The organism is Streptomyces canus (assembly GCF_001514145.1).
Classification (GTDB): Bacteria; Actinomycetota; Actinomycetes; order Streptomycetales; family Streptomycetaceae; genus Streptomyces; species Streptomyces canus.
On the sequence record NZ_KQ948663.1, the window covers coordinates 35324 to 57120 of the forward strand.

18 protein-coding genes are annotated in these 21797 nt (G+C 71.6%); 13 read left to right on the forward strand and 5 right to left on the reverse strand.

The genetic code is table 11. From position 1 onward, the window contains the following. Positions 1-3: 3 nt before the first annotated feature. A complete protein-coding gene (locus AQJ46_RS24990) occupies positions 4-753 on the reverse strand; it encodes a GntR family transcriptional regulator (protein ID WP_059207759.1) in 750 nt (249 codons plus the stop codon). A 27-nt stretch (positions 754-780) separates the two neighbouring features. Then, entirely contained in the window at positions 781-2127 is a 1347-nt protein-coding gene (gene hmgA, locus AQJ46_RS24995) for a homogentisate 1,2-dioxygenase (RefSeq protein WP_059207760.1), read from the reverse strand. Positions 2128-2300: 173 nt separating this feature from the next. Between hmgA and AQJ46_RS57305 the strand changes: the two genes are divergently transcribed. The 11 genes from AQJ46_RS57305 to AQJ46_RS25050 all read left to right on the forward strand — a co-directional run bounded on the left by AQJ46_RS57305 (position 2301) and on the right by AQJ46_RS25050 (position 16847). Further along, a complete protein-coding gene (locus tag AQJ46_RS57305) occupies positions 2301-3101 on the forward strand; it encodes a hypothetical protein (protein WP_225887394.1) in 801 nt (266 codons plus the stop codon). A 64-nt stretch (positions 3102-3165) separates the two neighbouring features. Continuing rightward, entirely contained in the window at positions 3166-3786 is a 621-nt protein-coding gene (locus AQJ46_RS25005) for a TetR/AcrR family transcriptional regulator (RefSeq protein WP_059207761.1), read from the forward strand. Positions 3787-3863: 77 nt separating this feature from the next. Beyond that, complete coding sequence (locus AQJ46_RS25010; protein WP_059207762.1) at positions 3864-6101, forward strand: molybdopterin oxidoreductase family protein; 2238 nt, start codon at positions 3864-3866, stop codon at positions 6099-6101. Between the two features lie 138 nt (positions 6102-6239). Further along, positions 6240-7685: a CitMHS family transporter gene (locus AQJ46_RS25015; RefSeq protein ID WP_059207763.1), complete on the forward strand. Its 1446-nt coding sequence runs from the start codon at positions 6240-6242 to the stop codon at positions 7683-7685. Positions 7686-7709: 24 nt separating this feature from the next. Beyond that, the gene (locus AQJ46_RS25020) at positions 7710-8948 is read left to right on the forward strand and encodes an MFS transporter (RefSeq protein ID WP_059207764.1); all 1239 of its coding nucleotides are present in this window, start codon (positions 7710-7712) and stop codon (positions 8946-8948) included. A gap of 101 nt (positions 8949-9049) precedes the next feature. Next, positions 9050-9709, forward strand: coding sequence for a hypothetical protein (locus AQJ46_RS25025; RefSeq protein ID WP_059207765.1), 660 nt, complete (start codon positions 9050-9052; stop codon positions 9707-9709). Continuing rightward, on the forward strand, positions 9696-10556 hold the full coding sequence (locus AQJ46_RS25030) for a class F sortase (RefSeq protein ID WP_059207766.1): 861 nt from the start codon (positions 9696-9698) through the stop codon (positions 10554-10556). The genes AQJ46_RS25025 and AQJ46_RS25030 overlap by 14 nt, the downstream gene beginning before the upstream one ends. 172 nt (positions 10557-10728) lie before the next feature. Continuing rightward, positions 10729-12066 carry an ABC transporter ATP-binding protein gene (locus AQJ46_RS25035; protein WP_059207767.1) on the forward strand — a complete coding sequence of 446 codons (1338 nt, stop codon included), beginning with the start codon at positions 10729-10731 and terminating at the stop codon, positions 12064-12066. A gap of 846 nt (positions 12067-12912) precedes the next feature. Beyond that, complete coding sequence (locus AQJ46_RS25040) at positions 12913-14301, forward strand: aldehyde dehydrogenase family protein (RefSeq protein ID WP_059207768.1); 1389 nt, start codon at positions 12913-12915, stop codon at positions 14299-14301. A gap of 11 nt (positions 14302-14312) precedes the next feature. Continuing rightward, on the forward strand, positions 14313-15392 hold the full coding sequence (locus AQJ46_RS25045; RefSeq protein ID WP_059207769.1) for a Zn-dependent alcohol dehydrogenase: 1080 nt from the start codon (positions 14313-14315) through the stop codon (positions 15390-15392). A 126-nt stretch (positions 15393-15518) separates the two neighbouring features. After that, positions 15519-16847: an MFS transporter gene (locus tag AQJ46_RS25050; protein WP_059207770.1), complete on the forward strand. Its 1329-nt coding sequence runs from the start codon at positions 15519-15521 to the stop codon at positions 16845-16847. On the opposite strand, the gene AQJ46_RS25055 is transcribed toward AQJ46_RS25050, so the two are convergent. The 3 genes from AQJ46_RS25055 to AQJ46_RS25065 form a co-directional block, all read right to left on the reverse strand. Next, entirely contained in the window at positions 16833-17771 is a 939-nt protein-coding gene (locus AQJ46_RS25055) for a DMT family transporter (protein WP_059207771.1), read from the reverse strand. The two genes, AQJ46_RS25050 and AQJ46_RS25055, sit on opposite strands and share 15 nt — an antisense overlap. A 70-nt stretch (positions 17772-17841) precedes the next feature. Further along, a complete protein-coding gene (locus AQJ46_RS25060; RefSeq protein ID WP_059207772.1) occupies positions 17842-18561 on the reverse strand; it encodes an ArsR/SmtB family transcription factor in 720 nt (239 codons plus the stop codon). A gap of 35 nt (positions 18562-18596) precedes the next feature. Continuing rightward, positions 18597-19238: a TetR/AcrR family transcriptional regulator gene (locus tag AQJ46_RS25065; protein ID WP_059207773.1), complete on the reverse strand. Its 642-nt coding sequence runs from the start codon at positions 19236-19238 to the stop codon at positions 18597-18599. Positions 19239-19314: 76 nt separating this feature from the next. Between AQJ46_RS25065 and AQJ46_RS25070 the strand changes: the two genes are divergently transcribed. Both AQJ46_RS25070 and AQJ46_RS25075 read left to right on the forward strand, forming a co-directional pair. Beyond that, positions 19315-20469, forward strand: coding sequence for an acyl-CoA dehydrogenase family protein (locus AQJ46_RS25070; RefSeq protein ID WP_059207774.1), 1155 nt, complete (start codon positions 19315-19317; stop codon positions 20467-20469). Positions 20470-20528: 59 nt separating this feature from the next. Further along, on the forward strand, positions 20529-20816 hold the full coding sequence (locus tag AQJ46_RS25075; RefSeq protein WP_020117785.1) for a YiaA/YiaB family inner membrane protein: 288 nt from the start codon (positions 20529-20531) through the stop codon (positions 20814-20816). The last annotated feature ends 981 nt before the right edge of the window (positions 20817-21797 follow it).

A 21797-nucleotide genomic window follows, 5' to 3' on the forward strand; every position in this document is an offset into this window, starting at 1 on the left:
AGCTCATGTGGCGTCCAGGGTCACCGTGAAGGAGAACCGGTCGCCCCGGTAGTGGATCACCGCCACGTCGAGTACCCGGCCGGCCGTGTCGTAGGTGACCCCCGTGTAGTGCAGGATCGGGCTCAGCAGGGGGACTTGGAGCAGCCGGGCGGTCTCCGGGTCCGCGAGACGCGCCTCCACGGTGTCCGTGATGCGGCTGATGTCCGCCCCGACGACATCCCGCAGCACCTTGGTCATCGGCCAGCGCGCCAGATCCGACGGGTCGATGCGCGCGGCCAGTTCGGGGCGGACGTAGTTGCGGGCGTGATTGGTCGGCTCGCCCGTCTGCTCGTCGCTGCGCAGTCGGTGGTACGCGGCCACCTCGTCCAATTCCGGGAAGTGCTCGGCGAGTTCGGGCGGCACGGGCGACTTGCCGTGCTCCAGCAGCTCGGTCGTCATGCCGGACTGCTGGGCCACGATCGCGTCCACCGAGCCGAGCAGCCGGACCGGAGTGCCCCGGCGGGCGTCCGGCTCGATGAAGGTGCCCCGGCGGCGGTGGCGGCTGATCAGCCCCTCGTCCTCCAGCTCCTTCAGTGCCTGCCGCATGGTCAGCACGCTCACGCCGTAGTGGCCGGCCAGCTGTTCCTCGGTGGGCAGGCGCAGCGGGTCCTGGGGTGAGCGGCCGAGTATCGAGGCGCGCAGGGACTGCGACACCTGGTACCAGAGCGGCAGCTTGCGGTTCAGGACGATCGAGTCCGGGGCGAAGGAGGTCACGGGCTATCCGTACCTTCCGCGGATCGGTCAGTGCAACGGGCGGAAGTGACGTTCGAGGCCGCGCCACACGTCGTCGTAGTGCGGCTGGAGGTGGTCCGCCCGGGCCGCGTGCGCGGTGAGCGTCACCGGCCAGCGCGTCTCGAACATGAACGCGAGCCCGTCGTCGACCTTCTGCGGCTTCAGCTCGGCCGCGCTCGCCCGGTCGAACGTCTCCCGGTCCGGACCGTGCGCCGACATCATGTTGTGCAGCGAGCCGCCGCCGGGCACGAAGCCCCCTTCTCCGGAGGCCTTCGCGTCGTAGGCGCCCTCGATCAGTCCCATGTACTCGCTCATCACGTTCCGGTGGAAGTACGGCGGCCGGAAGGTGTCCTCGCCGACCAGCCAGCGCGGTGCGAACACGACGAAGTCCACGCCGGCCAGCCCGGGGGTGTCCGACGGGGATGTCAGCACCGTGAAGATCGACGGGTCGGGGTGGTCGTAGGAGATGCTGCCGATGACGTTGAAGCGGCGCAGGTCGTAGACGTACGGCACATGGTTGCCGTGCCAGGCGACCACATCGAGCGGGGAGTGGTCGTAGGTCGCGGTCCAGAGGTTGCCGCAGAACTTGTTGACCACCTCTACCGGCCCCTCGACGTCCTCGTACGCGGCGACGGGAGCCCGGAAGTCGCGCGGGTTGGCGAGGCCGTTGGCGCCGATGGGGCCGAGGTCGGGGAGCTGGAAGGGGGCCCCGTAGTTCTCGCACACATAACCCCGGGCCGACTCGTCGAGGAGCTCCACACGGAAGCGGACCCCCCGAGGGATCAGTGCCACATGGCCCGGCTCCACATGCAGCAGTCCGAACTCCGTGCGCAGCACCAGCCCGCCGCGCTCCGGGACGATCAGCAGCTCGCCGTCGGCGTCACTGAAGACGCGGTCCATTGAATCGGTGGCGTGGTAGAGGTGCACGGCCATACCGGTGCGCTGGGTGACGTCGCCGTTGCCGCCGAGGGTCCACAGACCGGCGAGGAAGTCGGTGCCCTCGGCCGGCTCCGGCAGGGGGTTCCAGCGCAGCCGGTTCGGGTCCGGCACCGACTCGGTGAAGGGGGCCGTGCGGATCCGGCCGTTGTGGGTGTGGGTGAACGCCGGGTGCGCGGCGGAGGGGCGGATCCGGTACAGCCAGGAGCGGCGGTTGTGGGCGCGGGGCTCGGTGAACGCGGTACCGCTGAGCTGCTCCGCGTACAGGCCGAGAGGGGCGCGCTGCGGGGCGTTGCGGCCCTCGGGCAGGGCGCCCGGGACGGCCTCGGAGGCGTGCTCGTTGCCGAATCCGGAGAGGTGCGCCAGGCCCTCGGCGGCCTTGCGTGCGTCGCCGCGCGTGATCGCTGTGTCCCCGCTCATGATCGCTCCCTTGCGGTCTGATTCCTATGGACTACCGTAGGATTGCGGTTTGGTCGGCGCAAGAGGCCGTTCCGTGGAACCGATTTCCCCGTCGTGACCTCCTCAGGGAGGAGAGCGAGAACCAGACCCCAGGGGGATTCGCGGTGTCGGACTTGTGTTCTACGCTCGCCCGCATGTCGTGGACGCGGGGACTCATTGCCCTGCTCGCGGTCTGTGTCGTGCTGGTGACCGGATCCGTGAGCTGTGGCGCCAGTGGGGCACAGGAGCGCAAGGACGGACAGTCGGTCTCACCGGTGGGCAAGGTCCTCGACGACACCGATGAGGAGGGGCGGCACTACCGCGAGGTGGACAAGGGCAACGCCCCCGACGTCGGCATAGAGGTGCAGCCGAACACCGACGACAGCTGGTCGGTGCGGCTGACCGTCGAGAACTTCGCCTTCTCGCCCGCCGGGACGAAGGCGAAGGCGGTCTCCGGCCGCGGCGTCGCCGTCGTCTTCGTGGACGACCGTCCCGTGACCACCCTCCGCACCCCGTCCTGCCGCCTGGCGGCCGCGTACGTCCCCCAGGGCACCCACAAGGTCACCGCCAGGCTGTACGCCGACGACGGCACCGTGTGGGCCGTGGACGGCGACCCGGTGGAGAGCACGGCGGACGTCACGGCCTCGAAACCACAACCGAATGGCAGCGGCGCTCCGAGCCCGCAGGCCGGGGGGAGCGCGCGAGCGGGCAGCGGTGGTCCGGGTTCGCGACTCCTCGTGAGCGTGGGCGGCGGTGCCTCGGAGGTGCGGCTCACCATGAGCACGGTCGGCGGCGCTTCGGCTTCGCGGCTCGCCACGGCTACGAGTGGCGGTGCCCGGGAAGTGCAGGCCATGGCGAGGGTGGACGGCGGTGTCCCCTACCCCGAGGGCGGCATGAGCGCTGATGGCGCAGTCTCCGGCGCGCGGCTCGCGACGAGCGTCGGCGGTGGCCGATGAGTGCCGCAGGCCCCCGGCCCCGTACCAGGTGGCAGGGTTTTCCGGACCACGGCGGAAAGGCATCATGAAGCCCGTGCCCCAAGCGACCTCGCTTCGCCGCGCCCCCGTGCAACGGCGCAGCGCCGAACGGCTGACCAGAATCCTCGACGCCTGCGCCGACCTGCTCGACGAGGTCGGCTACGACGCCCTGAGCACGCGTGCCGTCGCCCAGCGCGCCGGCGTGCCCATCGGCTCCGTCTACCGCTTCTTCGGCAACAAGCGGCAGATGGTCGACGCGCTGGCCCAGCGCAACCTGGAGCGTTTCACGGAGGGCGTCACCGACCGCCTCAAGGAGTCGGGCGAGGAGGGAGGCTGGCGTACGGCGATGGACGTCGTGCTCGACGAGTACCTCGCCATGAAACGCACCGCCCCCGGCTTCTCCCTCGTCGACTTCGGCAACCAGATCCCCGTCGGCGCCCGCCACGCGGAACCCAACCACCGGGTCGCCGACCGCCTCGCAGAGCTCCTCTCCGGCTACCTCGCCCGGGAACCGGACGACGACCTGCGCCGCACCTTCCTGATCGCCGTGGAGACCGCCGACACCCTGGTCCACCTGGCCTTCCGGATGGCCCCCGAGGGGGACGAGCGGATCATCCAGGAGACCCGGGAGCTGCTGCGCGCCTATCTGGCGAGGGTTCTGGACTGACCGTCCACAACCCCTCCCCTTCATCCCTACCGGTCGGTATGCTCGCCTGGACAGGCACCGCTGCCCCGGGAGGACCCGTGTCCCGCACCGCTCTGCGTATCTGCCCCCTGTGCGAGGCCACCTGTGGTCTGACGCTCACCGTCGAGGGGACCCGGGTCACCGGCGCCCGCGGCGACCGTGACGACGTGTTCAGCAAGGGGTTCATCTGCCCGAAGGGGGCGTCCTTCGGGGCCGTCGACGGGGACCCGGACCGGCTGCGCACGCCGCTCGTGCGACGGGACGGGGAGCTGCGCGAGGCCACCTGGGAGGAGGCCTTCGACGCGGTCGCCGCCGGAATCCGGGGCGTCGTCGACCGGTACGGGGCGAACTCCGTCGGGGTCGTCCTCGGCAACCCCAACGTGCACACCATGGCCGGTGCCCTCTATCCGCCGGTGCTGCTCGCCGGGCTCGGCACCCGGAGCGTCTTCACCGCGTCCACGGTCGACCAGATGCCCAAGCACGTCTCCAGCGGCCTGCTGTACGGCGATGCCAACGCGATCCCCGTGCCCGACCTCGACCACACCGACCATCTGCTGCTGATCGGCGCCAACCCCCTGGAGTCCAACGGGAGTCTGTGCACCGCCCCCGACTTCCCCGGCAAGCTCAAGGCGCTCAAGGCCCGCGGCGGCACCCTCACCGTCATCGACCCCCGCCGCACCCGCACCGCCAAGCTCGCCGACCGGCACATCGCCATCCGGCCCGGTGCGGACGCGTTGCTTCTCGCCGCCGTGGCGTACGTGCTCTTCGAGGAAGACCTCGTGGACACGGGGGAGTTGACCGCGCACCTCCAGAGGCTCGACGAACTCCGGGAAGCCGTACAGGACTTCACTCCCGAAGCCGTCGCCGACGCCTGTGACGTGGACGCCGGGGTGACGCGGGCCCTCGCCCGTGAACTGGCCGCGGCGCCGACGGCCGCCGTATACGGTCGCATCGGCAGCTGCACCGTCCCGCACGGCACCCTGGCCAGCTGGCTCGTCGACGTGCTCAACATCCTCACCGGCAACCTCGACCGGCCCGGCGGCGCGCTCTTCCCGCAGGCGGCCACCGACCGGACGCCCCGGCCCGCCGGACCCAGCCACGGATTCGCGCTCGGGCGCTGGCACTCCCGGGTGAGCCGACACCCGGAGGCCAAGGGTGAGTTGCCGCTCTCCGCGCTCGCCGAGGAGATCGACACCGCGACCGCTGAGGGCGAGCCGGTCCGCGCGCTGATCGCCGTCGCCGCCAACCCCGTACTCTCCGCCCCCGACGGCGACCGGCTCGACAAGGCCCTCGGCTCGCTCGACTTCATGGTCAGCGTGGACCCGTACCTGAACGAGACCTCGCGCCACGCCCACGTCGTGCTGCCGCCGCCCCCGCCCTCCCAGAGCCCGCACCACGACTTCGCCTTCAACACCCTCGCCGTGCGCAACCAGGTCCGCTACACCCGCCCCGCCGTCCCGCTGGAGCCCGGCCGGATGGCGGAGACGGAGATCCTCGCCCGGCTGATCCTCGCCGCGACCGGCATGCACGGCGCCGACCCGTCCGCCGTGGACGACCTGGTCATCGGCCAGACCCTCGGCAAGGCCGTCAAGGACGCCCACTCGCCCGTGCACGGCCGCGAGCCGGGCGAACTCGCCGCAGAACTCGCCGGCGACACCGGCCCCGAGCGGCGGCTCGACATGATGCTGCGCCTCGGCCCCTACGGCGACGGTTTCGGCGTACGACCGGACGGGCTGAGCCTCACCAAGCTGCTCGCGCATCCGCACGGCATCGACCTCGGACCGCTGCGGTCCCGGCTGCCGCAGCCGCTGAAGACCAGGAGCGGCAAGGTCGAACTGCTGCCGCAGCCCATCGCGGACGACCTGCCCAGGCTGCGCGAGGCCCTGCGACACCAGGTCGACGGGCTCGTCCTCGTCGGCCGCCGGCACCTGCGCTCCAACAACAGCTGGATGCACAACGTCCCCGCCCTCACCGGCGGCACCAACCGCTGCACCCTGCAGATCCACCCAGAGGACGCCGAGCGGCTCGGGCTGAAGGACGGTGCCGCGGTGCGGGTCAAGGGCGCCGGGGGAGAGGTGGTCACCGAGGCCGAGGTCACCGACGGCGTGCGCCCCGGCGTGGTCAGCCTGCCCCACGGCTGGGGTCACAACCGGCCCGGCACCCGGCTCAGCCACGCCCTCAAGGACCCCGGCGTCAACGTCAACCAGCTCCTCGACGGCAGCCTGCTCGACCCGCTCTCGGGCAACGCGGTCCTCAACGGCGTACCGATAAAACTGGCCGCCGTAGCGGCGCTGTGAGCAGCGCAAAGCTGTGACCAGCAGTTTTGCGCTTATTGCTCGCATGTCAACGTCTTGTTAACGCCGCTTGACGAGTCCTAACGTCATCGCACTGCCGACTCCGGTGGGAGTTCAAGGGCGAACGTTAGGTATCCACTCATGCTGACCATCCTCGGCTTCACCATGATCGCGACCTTCCTGGTCCTGATCATGATGAAAAAGATGTCGCCGATCGCGGCGCTCGTACTGATCCCGGCACTGTTCTGCGTCTTCGTCGGGAAGGGCGCCAAGCTCGGTGACTACGTCATCGACGGCGTCACCAGCCTCGCCCCCACCGCGGCGATGCTCATGTTCGCGATCGTCTACTTCGGCGTGATGATCGACGTCGGCCTCTTCGACCCGGTCGTGCGCGGAATCCTGAAGTTCGCGAAGGCCGACCCGATGCGGATCGTCGTCGGCACGGCGATCCTGGCCGCGATCGTCTCCCTGGACGGCGACGGCTCGACCACCTTCATGATCACCGTCTCGGCGATGTACCCGCTGTACAAGCGCCTGAAGATGAGCCTGGTCGTGATGACCGGTGTCGCCGCCATGGCGAACGGCGTGATGAACACCCTGCCCTGGGGCGGCCCGACGGCCCGCGCCGCCACCGCGCTGAAGCTCGACGCCAGCGACATCTTCGTCCCGATGATCCCTGCCCTGGCCGTCGGCCTGCTGGGCGTCTTCGTCCTCTCGTACGTGCTCGGCAAGCGCGAGCGCAAGCGGCTGGGCGTGCTCACCCTGGACGAGATCCTGGTGGACGAGAAGGCCGGGGAGAAGGTCGAGACGAAGGTCGAGGAGACCGAGACGGTGCTCGTGGGCGCCGGCGGCTCCGGCTCCGGCTCCGGCTCGAAGACCCCCGTGGCCACCGGCGGCTCCGGCTCCGGCATCGACGCCGAGGACGAGGCCGGCGACGCGGAGCGCTTCCAGGTCCTCGACCCGAACCGCGCCACCCTGCGCCCCAAGCTCTACTGGTTCAACGCGCTCCTCACGCTTACCCTGCTCACCGCCATGATCATGGAGTGGCTGCCGATCCCGGTGCTGTTCCTGATCGGCGCCGCGCTCGCGCTCACCGTGAACTTCCCGCACATCCCGGACCAGAAGGCCCGCCTGGCCGCCCACGCCGACAACGTCCTCAACGTCTCCGGCATGGTCTTCGCCGCCGCCGTCTTCACCGGCGTCCTCCAGGGCACCGGCATGGTCGACCACATGGCCCGCTGGATGGTGGACGTCATCCCCGAGGGCATGGGCCCGCACATGGCCCTCGTCACCGGCATCCTGAGTCTCCCGCTCACCTACTTCATGTCGAACGACGGTTTCTACTTCGGAGTCCTCCCGGTCCTCGCCGAGGCCGGCGCGGCGCACGGTGTCACCCCGCTGGAGATGGCCCGCGCCTCCCTCGTCGGCCAGCCGCTGCACATGTCGAGCCCGCTCGTCCCGGCCGTGTACGTCCTGGTCGGCATGGCCAAGGTGGAGTTCGGCGACCACACCAGGTTCGTGGTCAAGTGGGCCGCGCTCACCTGCCTGATCATCCTCGGGGCCGGCATCCTCTTCGGGATCATCTGACCTACTCCACGGAGGACTTGAACCATGGCGCCCGGTGGGAACCGCGGCTGGCTGCTCCGCCTCGTCATCGCCTTCAGCTTCGCGCAGGGGGCGGTGTCGATGGCCCGGCCCGCCGTCTCCTACCGGGCCCTCGCGCTGGGCGCGGACGAACGGGCGGTCGGTGTCATCGCCGGTGTGTACGCGCTGCTCCCGCTGTTCGCGGCGGTCCCGCTGGGCCGCCGTACGGATCACGGGCGGTGTGCGCCGCTGCTGCCCGTCGGTGTGGTCCTGATCTCCGGCGGCTGCGCGCTCAGCGGCCTGGCCGACTCGCTCTGGGCGATGGCGGTCTGGAGCGGGGTGATGGGCCTCGGCCACCTCTGCTTCGTCATCGGCGCCCAGTCCCTCGTCGCCCGCCAGTCCGCCCCGCACGAACAGGACCGCAACTTCGGCCACTTCACCATCGGCGCCTCTCTCGGCCAGCTGGTCGGCCCGATCGCGGCGGGCGCGCTGATCGGCGGCTCCGACATGGCGGGCACGAGTGCGCTGGCGCTGCTCGTCGCGGGCGCCGGAGCGGCGGTCGCGTGCACGTCGTTGTGGCGCATCGAGCACCGTGACACGGCGGCCAAGTCCCGTACCGGACAAGGCGACCGGGTTCCCGTCGGGCACATCCTGCGGTCCCGGGGCGTGCCCGGGGGCATCTTCGTGAGCCTGTCCGTGCTGTCCGCCACGGACATCCTCACCGCGTACCTTCCCGTGGTCGGTGAACACCGGGGCATCGCCCCCTCGGTGATCGGCCTGTTGCTGAGCCTGCGCGCGGCCGCCACCATCGCCTGCCGTCTGGTGCTGACTCCTCTGCTACGGCTGCTGGGGCGCGCGTTGCTCCTGACCGTGACGTGTCTGCTGGCGGCCCTGCTGTGCGCGGGCATCGCGCTGCCGGTCCCGGTGTGGGCACTGGCCGTCATGCTCGCCGTGCTCGGCTTCTGCCTCGGCGTCGGACAGCCGCTGTCCATGACGACGGTCGTCCAGGCCGCACCCGACGGCGCCCGCTCCACGGCGCTCGCTCTGCGGCTGACCGGCAACCGCCTCGGGCAGGTCGCCGCACCGGCCACCGCGGGGCTGGTCGCGGGGGTCGTGGGCACGGCGGCGCCGTTCGTGATGCTCGGGACGTTGCTGCTGCTGTCGGCGGGAGTGGCCCTGCGGTCACCGGGGCCACCCGAAACGCCCGGGCCGGACGCTGGAAAGCGGCCGAAACGCCCGGGATTGCGCCGCACGAGTGATATCTGACGGCGCGCCGGGCGTCGATGCACCCCACCGCTGCGCGCATAAAGGAGAGTTCTGCCGAAAGAGCGATTTGTATGTAAATCGTCCGAATCGGAGGAGCGCGCATGCCCACCCCCACACTCCCACGTACCTTCCGCGTCCGCGCGGGCGCCACCGTCGTCCTCACCGCCCTCGCCGCGGCCGGCGCGTCCTGGGTGGCGGCGCCGACCGCGTCCGCCGTGGGCGAGAACGGCGACATCAGGATCCACCGCGTGGGCGTGCCTTTCGGCGTCTCGAAGGATGATCCCAAGGTCTGCAAGTTCTACCTGGATGCCGTCAACTTCGACATCCTCCCCACCATCGCCTACACCATCACGCCCCAGCCTCCGCTGCCCAGCGCCGCCACCGTCACCGGCGCCATCCAGCTCGCGGGGGGCGCCGGGCACACCGACCCGCTGGGGATGGCGGACGGGCAGTACAAGATCACCTGGATCGTGGTGGGCGTCCCCAAGGAGAAGGTCTTCCGCGTCAACTGCCACGACGGCAGGCAGGGTGGGGAGCGCCGGGCGGGTGACCAGATCGAGGACCGGCAGAACGAGGGCGCGGGCTGGGGCAAGAACGACCCCAACGGGCCGAAGGGCGGTGTGCACGCGGGCGGTGGCGGTCTCGTCGACACCGCGGCCGCGTTCGCGCCGGTGACCGCCGCGGGGGCCGTCGGCCTGGTGGCGGTCGGCGGTGTCGCGTACTTCCGGCTGAACCGCCGTCGGCCCAATGGCGCCGCGTAGGCGCAGACGCAGGCCCTGGTACCGGACCCGCGCCTACCGCCTCACCAGGACGGCAATGCTCACGGTCGTCCTGGTGACGGTGGGGGTCCGGTGCGCGGGTGATCACAACTCGACCGCGCCGTACGGACCCGACGGCCAGGACACCGTGGCGGCCGCCGGCCCGGACGCCGAGGTGACCCGTGGGCAGGACCCCGAGATGACCGGTGGGCCGGACGCCGAGGTGACCGGTGGGCCGGACGCCGAGGTGACCCGTGGGCCGGACGCCGAGGTGACCCGTGGGCCGGACGCCGAGGTGACCCGTGGGCCGGGCTCCTCCGCCCGTCGCACGCCCACCCGTACGCCCGCGCTCCGCCCGCTGCCCCGGTCCCGGCCGACGTCCTTCCGCATCCCGTCCCTGGGCATCGACGCCCCCATCACGGGCCTCGGGCTCATCAAGGGACGGGAGTTGGCGACACCGCCGGTGGACAAACCGAAACTCGTGGGCTGGTACCAGGGCGGCCCCACGCCCGGCGAGACCGGCACGGCGATCGCCGTAGGCCACCGTGACACCCGGAGCGGCCCCGCCGTCTTCGCCGCGCTCGCCCAGGTGAAGCCCGGCAAAGTGATCGAGGCGAGGCGCGCGGACGGCCGTACCGCCGTCTACACCGTGGACCGGGTGAAGGTCTTCGACAAGGAGGGCTTCCCCGACAAGGAGGTCTACGGCCCGGCCCGGCGCCCGGAGCTCCGCGTGATCACCTGCGGTGGACTCTTCAAGTGGCGGACGGGCTACACCAGCAACGTCGTCGTGTTCGCCCACCTCACCGGGACCCGTGAGCCGCGGCCGACGAAGAGCGCGACGGCCCGCTGAATCCGGCCGTCCGTTTTCTCACTGGCTGGACTGGAGCGCCTGATACCGCCCAGTCTCTTCCCCCGACCGGGCGCATTCCGTTAACTTCCGTGACTCACAGCCCCGTACGACCCGCCCGGGGCCTCTCGACCGCGGAGCACCAGCGCCTGATTCAGCCCTCGGGGGCACCGTCATGACACGCGCCATCTCCTTGCACGACGTGAGCAAGACCTACACGCGAGGAATCCGGGTGGTGGACCGGCTCTCGCTGGACATCGCGCCCGGCGAGTTCCTCGTCCTGCTCGGCCCCTCCGGCTGCGGAAAATCCACCGTGCTCAGGATGATCGCCGGTCTGGAGGAGATCACCGAGGGCGAGCTCCGACTCGACGGCGAGTACGCCAACGACCTGCTGCCCGCCGAGCGGCGGATGGCGATGGTGTTCCAGAACTTCGCCCTCTACCCCAACATGACCAGCCGGGGGAACATCGGCTTCCCGCTGCGCATCGAGGCCCCCGACGAGGATCCCCGCGCACGCGTGGACGCCACCGCCCGCATGCTGGGCATCGAGGACCTCCTCGACCGTTACCCCGGCCAGCTCTCCGGCGGCGAACGCCAGCGGGTGGCGATGGGCCGGGCCATCTCCCGCCACCCCTCCGCCTTCCTGATGGACGAGCCGCTGTCCAACCTGGACGCCAAGCTCCGCAACCACCTGCGCGCCGAAATAGCCGGACTCACTCGGGAGTTGGGTGTCACCACGGTCTACGTCACGCACGACCAGGCCGAGGCCATGTCGCTCGGCGACCGGGTCGCCGTGCTGCGCGGCGGAGTGCTCCAGCAGGTCGGCACCCCGCGCTCGGTCTACGCGCTGCCGCGCAACGTCTTCGTCGCCGCCTTCATCGGCACCCCGCGCATCAACCTGCTGCGCGGCCTGGTCCGGGCCCCGCTGGACGGCGCGATGACCATCAGCCTCGGCAAGCAGTACCTGCGGCTGCCCGAACCCCTCTCCCTGGACCACCAGTTGCTCCGCGTCCAGCAGGGCCGCGAGGTGATCGTGGGCCTGCGGTCGGAGGCGATCCGCATCGCCCAACGGAGCTCCGCGCGTCCGGGTGAGATGCCGATCACCGGCCTGGTGGAGCACGTGGAGTTCCAGGGCCACGAGGTCCTCGTCCACTTCAACACCGGCTCCCGCCCCGCCCTCGTCCCCGACCTGGAGGCCCCGCGACCCGCTCCACGGCCCACCCGGCGCCGCCGCCGCGACGGCACGGTCCTGGAGCGTCTGCGGGATCGCGCGGGCTCCCTGCGGGCGGGCCCGGTGGTGGTCCTGGAGGACCCGCCGGACCCGGGCCCCGAGCCCGCCCCGTCCGACGCCCGCCTCCCCGGCGACCTCGTCGTCCGCACCACCCCGGACCTCGACCTCCGCCGCGGCATGCAGGTCCCCCTCCTCGTCGACATCTCCCACCTCTTCGTCTTCGACCAGCACGGAGAACGCATCTGCCCGTCCCCGGACCACCTGCCGGACCTGGACGAGTGAGGGGCCGGGTGGGGGACGTCTCGACGTCGGGCCCACCGTCGCTCCACCGCGCCGCCTTCGTTCGCTTCGGCGCGGCGTCTGCGACCGTACGTGGGCGGGTGAGGGGCGTTGGGCCCGCCGTGGCTCTGGCGCCCGGCTACGGCCCCCGGCGCTGACCGCCGTTGCTCCGCCGCGCTGCCTTCGTTCGCTTCGGCGCTGGGGGCGGTCGGTCCGCCGCGGTGCCTGCGACCGTACGTGGGCGGGTGGGTCCGGGTGGGGGGAGTGCGGTTCGGTGTGGGGCCCGCCGTGGCTCCGGCCCCCGGCTACCGCCCCCGGCGCCGGCGCGTCGCACCGCCGCGCTGCCCCCGTCCGCCCCTGCCTTGTCCGCGGTCGCACCGCCGCGCTGCCTCCGTCCGCCCCTGCCGTGTCCGCGGTCGGTCCGCCGCACTGTCTCCGTCCCCCCGACTCTGACCGCGGTGGATTCGCCGCACCGCCTCCGTCCGCCCCGGCCCCGGCCGGCGTCGATTCCCCGCACCGCCCTCCAGACCGTCCTTCCCGGCACGCCTTCGACCCGGTGGAGTGAACCGAGGGCGCGGCAGCCGGGCCCGGGGGTGGTGTCCCGCTAGGCAGGGATGCATGAACGTGCGCCTCACCAGGAGCAGCGCGCTCCTCGCCGGCGCCACCCGAGCGGGAGGACCGAGACGGAGCGGTCGTACGAGCTGATCCTGCTCGCGGGTGGACGACCGGGCCCGTGCCGACTTCTGATGTCCCTGGACGGTCCGGTCCCGCTCTGGCGCGAAAAAACTATCGCCGCTAGTTTATGAGGCCGGACGACACCACGCACGGCCCAGCCCGGGAGGACGCACCATGAAGGCGCACGACGGCATGTACATCGACGGCGAGTGGCGTCCGGCCACCGGCCCGGACCTGATCGAGGTCGTGAACCCGGCCGACGAAAAGGTCGTCGGCCGGGTACCGGCCGGCACCGCCGAGGACGTCGACCTCGCCGTACGGGCCGCCCGCGCCGCCTTCCCGGCCTGGGCCGCGACCCCACCCGCCGAGCGGGCCGCACGGCTGGCCGCTCTCCGGGACGTCCTGGCCGCCCGCAAGGACGAGATCGCCGAGACCGTCACCGCCGAGCTCGGCTCGCCCCTGAAGTTCTCGCAGAACGTCCACGCCGCCGTCCCCGTCGCGGTCGCCGCCTCCTACGCGGAACTCGCGGCCACGCACCCCTTCGAGGAGAAGGTCGGCAACTCCACCGTCCACCAGGAGCCGATCGGCGTGGTCGGCGCGATCACGCCCTGGAACTACCCGCTCCACCAGATCGTCGCCAAGGTCGCCCCGGCCCTCGCCGCGGGCTGCACGGTCGTGCTCAAGCCCGCCGAGGACACCCCGCTGGTCGCCCAGCTCTTCGCCGAGGCGGTCCACGAGGCCGGGGTCCCGGCCGGCGTCTTCAACCTGGTCACCGGACTCGGCCCGGTCGCGGGGCAGGCCCTCACCGAGCACCCGGACGTGGACCTGGTCTCCTTCACCGGCTCCACCGCGGTCGGACGGCAGATCGGCGCGACCGCCGGCGCCGCCCTGAAGAAGGTCGCCCTGGAACTCGGCGGCAAGTCCGCCAACGTCATCCTGCCGAGCGCCGACCTCGCCAAGGCGGTCAACGTGGGTGTCGCCAACGTGATGTCCAACTCCGGCCAGACCTGCAGTGCCTGGACCCGGATGCTGGTGCACACCGAGCAGTACGACGAGGCCGTCGAACTCGCCGCCGCGGCCGCCGCGAAGTACGGCGAGCGCATCGGTCCCGTCGTCAGCGCCAAGCAGCAGGCACGGGTGCGCGGTTACATCGAGAAGGGCGTGGCCGAGGGCGCCCGACTGGTCGCCGGCGGCCCTGAATCCCCGCGCGAACAGGGCTACTTCGTCAGCCCGACCGTCTTCGCCGACGTCACCCCCGACATGACGATCGCGCAGGAGGAGATCTTCGGCCCGGTCCTGTCCGTCCTGCGCTACGAGGACGAGGAGGACGCCCTGCGCATCGCCAACGGCACGGTCTACGGCCTCGCGGGCGCCGTCTGGGCCGGCGACGAGTCGGAGGCGGTGGCCTTCGCCCGGCGGATGGACACCGGCCAGATCGACATCAACGGCGGCCGCTTCAACCCCCTTGCCCCCTTCGGCGGTTACAAGCAGTCCGGGGTGGGCCGCGAACTCGGCTCGCACGGTCTCGCCGAGTACCTCCAGACCAAGTCCCTCCAGTTCTGAGGAGCCTTCCCGTGGTTCGTGCCGCCGTTCTTCCCGCCGTGGGCGCTCCCCTGGAGGTCACCGACATCGACCTGCCGGACCCCGGCCCCGGTCAGGTCCGTGTCCGGCTCGCCGCCGCCGGGGTCTGCCACTCCGACCTGTCCCTGTCCAACGGCACCATGCGCGTCCCCGTCCCGGCCGTCCTCGGCCACGAGGGCGCGGGCACGGTCGTCGCCGTGGGTGAGGGGGTCACCGGCGTGGCGCCCGGTTCCGGAGTCGTCCTCAACTGGGCTCCCTCCTGCGGAAGTTGCCATGCCTGCACGCTCGGCGAAGTCTGGCTGTGCGCCAACGCGCTGAACGGTGCCGCCGACGTCTACGCCCACACCGCGGACGGCACCGATCTCCACCCCGGCCTGAACGTCGCCGCCTTCGCCGAGGAGACGGTCGTCTCCGAGTCCTGCCTCCTGCCCCTCCCCGAGGGCATCCCGCTCACCGACGCGGCCCTGCTGGGCTGCGCGGTCCTCACCGGCTACGGCGCCGTCCACCACTCGGCGCGGGTCCGGGAGGGCGAGACGGTCGCGGTGTACGGAGTCGGGGGAGTGGGCCTGGCCGCGCTCCAGGCGGCCCGGATCGCGGGCGCCTCACGGATCGTCGCGGTCGATGTCTCCCCGGAGAAGGAGGAGTTGGCACGGGCGGCCGGCGCCACCGACTATGTGATCGCCTCCGACACCACCGCCCGCGAGATCAGGGGCCTCACCGGCAAGCAGGGCGTCGACGTCGCCGTGGAGTGCGTGGGCCGCGCGACCACCATCCGCACCGCCTGGGACTCCACCCGCCGCGGCGGCCGTACGACGGTCGTCGGCATCGGCGGCAAGGACCAGCAGGTCACCTTCAACGCCCTGGAGCTCTTCCACTGGGGTCGCACCCTCGCCGGCTGTGTCTACGGCAACTCGAACCCGGCCGAGGACCTCCCGGTGCTCGCCGAGCACGTCCGGGCGGGCCGTCTGGACCTCGGCGCCCTGGTGACGGAACGGATCGCGCTGGACGGGATTCCGGCGGCGTTCGACAACATGCTGGCGGGCAAGGGCGGCCGGGCGCTGGTGGTGTTCTGATCGACGGTTGCCCGGACCCCGCCTCGGGTGCTCCGGGCAACCTTCCCGCACAACCGTTGACCCCATACCGTCCGGTCAGTATGTTCAGCCGCCAACGTCCCCAGCACCCACCGGAGTGTGCACCGCATGGACACGGCCTCTTCCGCTCACCCCACTTCCGTAGCAGCGCCGGCGACTCCCCACCGCCGTCGCGTCGCCACCGCGGCCGCCCTGGCCTCCGCCGTCGAGTGGTACGACTACTTCGTCTTCGGCATCGCCGCCGCCCTCGTTCTCGGCGATCTGTACTTCCCGGCGGGCAGCTCCACCGCCGGCGTCCTCGCCGCCTTCGCCACCTTCGCCGTCGGCTTCCTCGCCCGCCCGATCGGCGGCATCGTCGCCGGCCACCTCGGCGACAAGCGCGGCCGCAAGCCGATGCTGGTCCTCGCCCTCACCCTCATGGGCGTCGCCACCACGGGGATCGGCCTGCTGCCGACGTACGACACGATCGGCGTCGCCGCCCCGATCCTGCTCGTCCTCCTCCGTGTCGTCCAGGGTGTCGCGGTCGGCGCGCAGTGGGGCGGCGCGATGCTGCTGGCCACCGAGTACGCCCCCGAGGGCAAGCGCGGACTCTACGGCAGCGTCGTCCAACTCGGCGTCCCCATCGGCGTGGTGACCGCCAACACGGTGTTCCTGCTGGCCGGGGCGTTCACCACGGACGCCGGGTTCGCGGCCTGGGGCTGGCGGGTCCCGTTCCTCATCGGGCTGTTCGTCCTCGCGCTCGCCTGGTACATCCACGCCAAGGTCGAGGAAACGCCCGAATTCCGGCAGGCGGAACAGGAGTTGGCCGCACAGGAGAAGAGCGCGCAGAACTCCCCGCTGCGTACGATCCTGCGCCACCACCTCGGCACGGTGCTGCTCGCGGGCGGCTCCTTCGCCGTGAACACCGCGACCTTCTACATCATGATCACCGGGGTCCTCGACTACACCACCCGCGAACTCGGCATGCAGCGCAGTGCCGTTCTCACCGTCTCGCTCTGCATCAGTCTCACCCAGCTGGTGCTGATCCCGGCCGCCGCCGCGCTCTCCGACCGCCTCGGCCGGATCCGGATCTACGGCCTCGGCGCGGTCGGCATCGCCCTGTGGGCGATACCGATGTTCCTGCTCATCGACACCGGGTCGCTGCTGTGGCTGGCGGTGTCCACCTTCGTCGCCGGTTGCTTCCTCAGCATCATGTACGGCCCTCAAGCCGCCCTGTTCGCGGAGCTGTTCACGCCGGAGATGCGGTACACCGGCGCCTCCCTCGGCTACCAGATCGCCGCCGTGTTCGGCGGTGGGCTCGCGCCCTTCCTGATGGTGCTGCTGCTGGAGACCACGGGCACGTCGATGGCGGTGTCCGGGTACATCATCGGGCTCTCGGTGGTCGCGCTGCTCTGCATCAAGGTGCTTGCGGGCAGGGCGCGTTCACGCGGGGTCTGAGGCGTTCTCGGGCTGCGGCTCCGGCACCGTCACCGGGGCCGGGGCCGTCCGTCGCGCTCGGGAGCGGGACACCGCCACGCCTGCGAGGCACAGCGTCCCGCCCGCGAGCGTGAGCAGACCCGGCACCTCCCCGAGGGCCAGCCAGGACATCAGGACGACCAGGGCGGGCACTGCGTAGGTGGTGGCGCCCATGCGGCTGGCGGTCGTACGGGCGAGCGCGTAGGCCCAGGTGGTGAAGGCCAGAGCGGTCGGGAACACGCCCAGGTAGACCATGTTGAGGGTCGCCGAGGCCGGGGCGTCGGCCGCCTCCGACACCAGTTGGCCGGCGAACGGGAGGCAGACGACGGCGCCGGTGAAGCAGCCGAACGTCGTCACCTGCAGCGGGGTCGCGGAGCCCAGTGCCGGCTTCTGCGCGACGACTCCGCCGGCGTAGGCGATCGCCGCGAGCAGGCACAGGATCACGCCGAGCACCGAGGAACCGCCGTCGTCCGCCATCGACAGGCCCACGGTGACCGCGCCGGCGAAGGAGACCGCCATTCCGGCCAGCAGGCGGGGCGGCATCGCGTCCCCGAGCAGCCGGGCGCCGAGCAGGGCGATCAGGATGGGGCCGATGTTCACGACCAGGGCCGCGGTGCCCGCGTCCACCTGCTGCTCGCCCCAGTTCAGGACGACCATGTAGAAGCCGAACCACAGGACGCCGGAGACGGCGATGCCGCGCCAGGCGGAGCGTGGGGGGAGTCCTTCCCGGCGTATCAGGCAGATCACGCCCAGAGCGACTGCGCCGGAGAGGAGCCGGCCGAGGGCCAGGGCGCCGGGGGAGTAGGCGGCGCCCGCGCTGCGTATGGAGACGAAGGCGGAGGCCCACAGGACGACGGTGACGGTGGCTGCGCCGGCTGCGAGGAGTTCGGTGCGGCGGTCGTTCATCATGCTCCTGAGGTGAGGAAGGGGAGGGTGCAAAAGCTCGCGGATTTCGGACGGGTTGCCCCTGAAGGCCTCAGCGCAGCGTCTCCGTGTCGATTCCCAGGAGGTCGGTCAGCGCCCGTTCTCCTGTCGCTGTCACCTTGACCGCTCGCTCCGAGCCGATGCGTACGCACCAGCCCTCGGCCAGGGCGTGCCGGCACAGGGCCGCGCCCGCGACCCCTGCCAGGTGCGGGCGTCGTTCCGTCCAGTCCAGACAGGCACGGGCCAGAGGGCGCCGGCCCTTGCGGTCGAGAGGGATGCCCGTGGCCTCGAACCACGCCAGACCCGCGTCCGTGAGGGCGAAACCCGAGTCCTGGCACAGCAGTTGACGGGACGTCAGCGCGTCCGTCACCGCGATGCCCAGCCGCCCTGCCAAGTGGTCGTAGCACGTACGTCCCCGGGCCATCGCCGAGCCCGCGCTCGACTCCCGCAGGTTGCGCGGGCGTGGGACGGCGTCCGGGGAGACCTGTGCCGCCAGGTCCTCCACCAGGTGGGCCACCCTCGCGTCGGTCAGCCGCACATACCGGTGGCGCCCCTGCCGCTCCTCCGTCAGCAGCCCGCCCGCGACCAGCTTGCCCAGGTGTTCACTCAGGGTGGACGCGGCCACACCCGCGTGGCGGGCCAGCTCGCCCGCGGTCCAGGCCCGGCCGTCGAGGAGGGCCAGGAGGCAGGCCGCCCGGGTCTCGTCGGCGATCAGTGCGGCGAGCCTCGCCAACTGAGGTGCCTGCGGGTCCTTGGTCATGTGGTCCAGCATCACCGAGAGATACTTCGGCGCCCACCGAAATATGCCTACGCGGTGGGTCCGACCTGCTCGTACTGCTGGGCAAGGCCGTCCAGCAGAGCCCTGAGCCCCGTCTCGAAGGCCCGCTCGTCGATCTTCTCCTGCTGCTCGGCGAGAAGGTGCGCCTGGCCGAGGTGGGGGTAGTCCGCGGGGTCGTAGGCGCTCTTGTCGTCGACGAATCCGCCCGCGAAGGAGCCGAGCGCCGAGCCCATGATGAAGTACCGCATCAGCGCGCCGATGGACGTGGCCTGCGCCGGGGGCCAGCCCCCGTCGACCATCGCGCCGTAGACCGCGTCGGCGAGCCGGAGGCCCGCGGGGCGGCGGCCGGGGCCCCGGGCCAGGACCGGGACGATGTTGGGGTGGTCGCGCAGCGCGGTGCGGTAGGAGACGGCCCAGTCGTGCAACGCCGTCCGCCACGCACGGCCGTCCTCGAACATCGACAGGTCGACCTGGGCGCTCACCGAGTCGGCGACCGCCTCCAGGATCTCGTCCTTGGTACGGAAGTGGTTGTAGAGCGAGGGGCCGCTGACGCCGAGTTCCGCCGCCAGCCGGCGCGTGGACAGTGCCGCGAGGCCTTCCGTGTCCACGAGCGCGCGGGCCGTCTCGACGATCCGGTCGGTGCTGAGGAGGGGCTTGCGCGGTCGGGCCATGGCGCACATAGTAGGGCTGCGGAACAGAAACTAGCAGTGCTAATTTAAAGGTGCGGTTCTCAAGTGAGGTGATCTCGTGGTCGACCTGGGGTTGAGTGAGGAGCAGGCCGCCGTCCGGCGGCTGGCGCGGGAGTTCGTGGACCGTGAGATCACCCCCCACGTCATCGCCTGGGATCGCGCCGAGGAGGTCGACCGGGCCATCGTCAAGAAGCTCGGCGAGGTCGGGTTCCTGGGGCTGACGATCGACGAGGAGTACGGCGGCTCGGGCGGGGACCATCTCGCGTACTGCCTGGTCACCGAGGAACTCGGGCGCGGTGATTCGTCCGTGCGTGGCATCGTCTCCGTCTCGCTGGGGCTGGTGGCCAAGACGATCGCCGCCTGGGGGAGCGAGGAGCACAAGCGGCGGTGGCTGCCGGGGCTCACCTCCGGCGAGTACGTCGGTTGCTTCGGCCTCACCGAGCCCGGTACCGGGTCCGACGCGGGAAACCTCGCCACGCGCGCGGTGCGGGACGGTGACGACTACGTCATCGACGGCACCAAGATGTTCATCACGAACGGGACGTGGGCCGACGTGGTGCTGCTCTTCGCCCGGTCGACCGACGCTCCGGGCCACAAGGGCGTCTCCGCCTTCCTCGTGCCCACCGACACGCCCGGTCTGACCCGCCGCACCCTCCACGGCAAGCTCGGCCTGCGGGGACAGGCCACCGCCGAACTGGTCCTCGAGGGCGTGCGGGTGCCCGCCTCCGCGATGGTCGGTGAGGAGGGCAAGGGGTTCTCCGTCGCCATGTCCGCGCTGGCCAAGGGGCGGATGTCGGTGGCGGCGGGCTGTGTGGGGATCGCCCAGGCCGCGCTGGACGCGGCCGTCCGGTACGCCGGTGAACGCGAGCAGTTCGGCAAGCCGATCGCCGGGCACCAGCTCGTCCAGGAGCTGATCAGTGACATCGCCGTGGACGTGGACGCGGCCCGGCTGCTGACCTGGCGGGTGGCCGACCTGATAGACCGTGGGCTGCCCTTCGCCGTCGAGTCCTCCAAGGCCAAGCTCTTCGCTTCGGAAGCCGCCGTACGTGCCGCGAACAACGCCCTCCAGGTCTTCGGGGGCTACGGCTACATCGACGAGTACCCGGCGGGCAAACTGCTGCGCGACGCCCGCGTGATGACGCTGTACGAGGGCACGAGTCAGATCCAGAAGCTGGTGATCGGACGGGCGTTGACGGGGGTCTCGGCGTTCTGAGTACCGTCTGAGTACCTGAGCGGATGTGGCCGGGGTCACGGAGGGCCGAGACTCTGGCCATGAGTGACACACCGGTCAAGCAGCAGAACACGGCCGCCTTCTACGGCCAGGCCGTCGCCTCCTTCGCCGTGGCCATGGCCGCCACGGCCGTCGGCATCTTCCGCCTGAACGCCGACGCCTGGGTGCGTGGCTTCCTCGCGATCGCCGTCCTGTACCTCGTCACCTCGGCCTTCACCCTGGCCAAGGTGATCCGCGACCGCCAGGAGGCCGGCCAGATCGTCAGCCGAGTCGACCAGGCCCGTCTGGAGAAACTGCTCGCCGAACACGACCCCTTCGAGAAGCTGTGACGGGGGCGGGCCGGGAGGGGGTTTGACCTGGGGGTTGGCTTCGAGTGGCCGGGTGATGGTTGGGCTGTGGGGGGGCTGGTCCGGGGTTGGCTTCGCGGGGGTCAGGCCTGGGGTCGGTTTTGAGTGGTCGGACAGCGGCCTGCTCTGAGGGCGCCTGGCCCGGGGTCGGCTTCGCGAAGCTCCGACCCCGGCCGGCTTGGCCGGACGCAGCGCGTGGACCGCGGCAGCGGGGGTGCGGGGCGGGGGCTTTACGAGGTCTCGGCGCAGGCGGCGTCGAACGCCCCGACCGCACCCGCCTCGAGCGGCCTCGACTGTGCCCGCACGTCGAGCGGCTCTCCCCGCTGCCCCCGTCCGGTGGAGCTGCGGCCCACACTTCGCTGTTCCGGCTTGCGGCTTGCGTCCCGCTGTTCCGGCCCGCCCCGCACGCCCTGTCCGGGTTCCGTGCACCAACCGCTGCTGTTCCGGCTTGCGGCCTGTGGCCTGCTGTTCCGGCCCGTCGGGCACCCCCATGTCCGGGTTCCGCGCACCAGCCCTTGCTGTTCCGGCTTGCGGCCTGTGGCCTGCTGTTCCGGCCCGCCCCGCACGCCCCCGTCCGGGTTCCGTGCACCAACCGCTGCTGTTCCGGCTCGCGGCCTGCGGCCTGCTGTTCCGGCCCGCCCCGCACGCCCTGTCCCGGTTCCGTGCACCAACCGCTGCTGTTCCGGCTCGCGGCCTGCGGCCTGCTGTTCCGGCCCGTCGGGCACCCCCATGTCCGGGTTCCGCGCACCAGCCCTTGCTGTTCCGGCTTGCGGCTTGCGTCCCGCTGTTCCGGCTCGCCCCGCACGCCCTGTCCGGGTTCCGTGCACCAACCGCTGCTGTTCCGGCTTGCGGCCTGTGGCCTGCTGTTCCGGCCCGCCCCGCACGCCCCCGTCCGGGTTCCGTGCACCAACCGCTGCTGTTCCGGCTCGCGGCCTGCGGCGTGCGTCCTGCTGTTCCGGCCCG

Bases quoted from the DNA above. Each gene is read 5' to 3' on its own strand.
- hmgA (WP_059207760.1), bottom strand. From the start codon at position 2,127: ATGAGCGGGGACACAGCGATCACGCGCGGCGACGCACGCAAGGCCGCC.
- AQJ46_RS25065 (WP_059207773.1), bottom strand. From the start codon at position 19,238: ATGGCCCGACCGCGCAAGCCCCTCCTCAGCACCGACCGGATCGTCGAG.
- AQJ46_RS57305 (WP_225887394.1), top strand. From the start codon at position 2,301: ATGTCGTGGACGCGGGGACTCATTGCCCTGCTCGCGGTCTGTGTCGTG.
- AQJ46_RS25005 (WP_059207761.1), top strand. From the start codon at position 3,166: ATGAAGCCCGTGCCCCAAGCGACCTCGCTTCGCCGCGCCCCCGTGCAA.
- AQJ46_RS25050 (WP_059207770.1), top strand. From the start codon at position 15,519: ATGGACACGGCCTCTTCCGCTCACCCCACTTCCGTAGCAGCGCCGGCG.
- AQJ46_RS25015 (WP_059207763.1), top strand. From the start codon at position 6,240: ATGCTGACCATCCTCGGCTTCACCATGATCGCGACCTTCCTGGTCCTG.
- AQJ46_RS25035 (WP_059207767.1), top strand. From the start codon at position 10,729: ATGACACGCGCCATCTCCTTGCACGACGTGAGCAAGACCTACACGCGA.
- AQJ46_RS25020 (WP_059207764.1), top strand. From the start codon at position 7,710: ATGGCGCCCGGTGGGAACCGCGGCTGGCTGCTCCGCCTCGTCATCGCC.
- AQJ46_RS25025 (WP_059207765.1), top strand. From the start codon at position 9,050: ATGCCCACCCCCACACTCCCACGTACCTTCCGCGTCCGCGCGGGCGCC.
- AQJ46_RS25040 (WP_059207768.1), top strand. From the start codon at position 12,913: ATGAAGGCGCACGACGGCATGTACATCGACGGCGAGTGGCGTCCGGCC.
- AQJ46_RS25075 (WP_020117785.1), top strand. From the start codon at position 20,529: ATGAGTGACACACCGGTCAAGCAGCAGAACACGGCCGCCTTCTACGGC.
- AQJ46_RS25060 (WP_059207772.1), bottom strand. From the start codon at position 18,561: ATGCTGGACCACATGACCAAGGACCCGCAGGCACCTCAGTTGGCGAGG.
- AQJ46_RS25030 (WP_059207766.1), top strand. From the start codon at position 9,696: ATGGCGCCGCGTAGGCGCAGACGCAGGCCCTGGTACCGGACCCGCGCC.
- AQJ46_RS25055 (WP_059207771.1), bottom strand. From the start codon at position 17,771: ATGAACGACCGCCGCACCGAACTCCTCGCAGCCGGCGCAGCCACCGTC.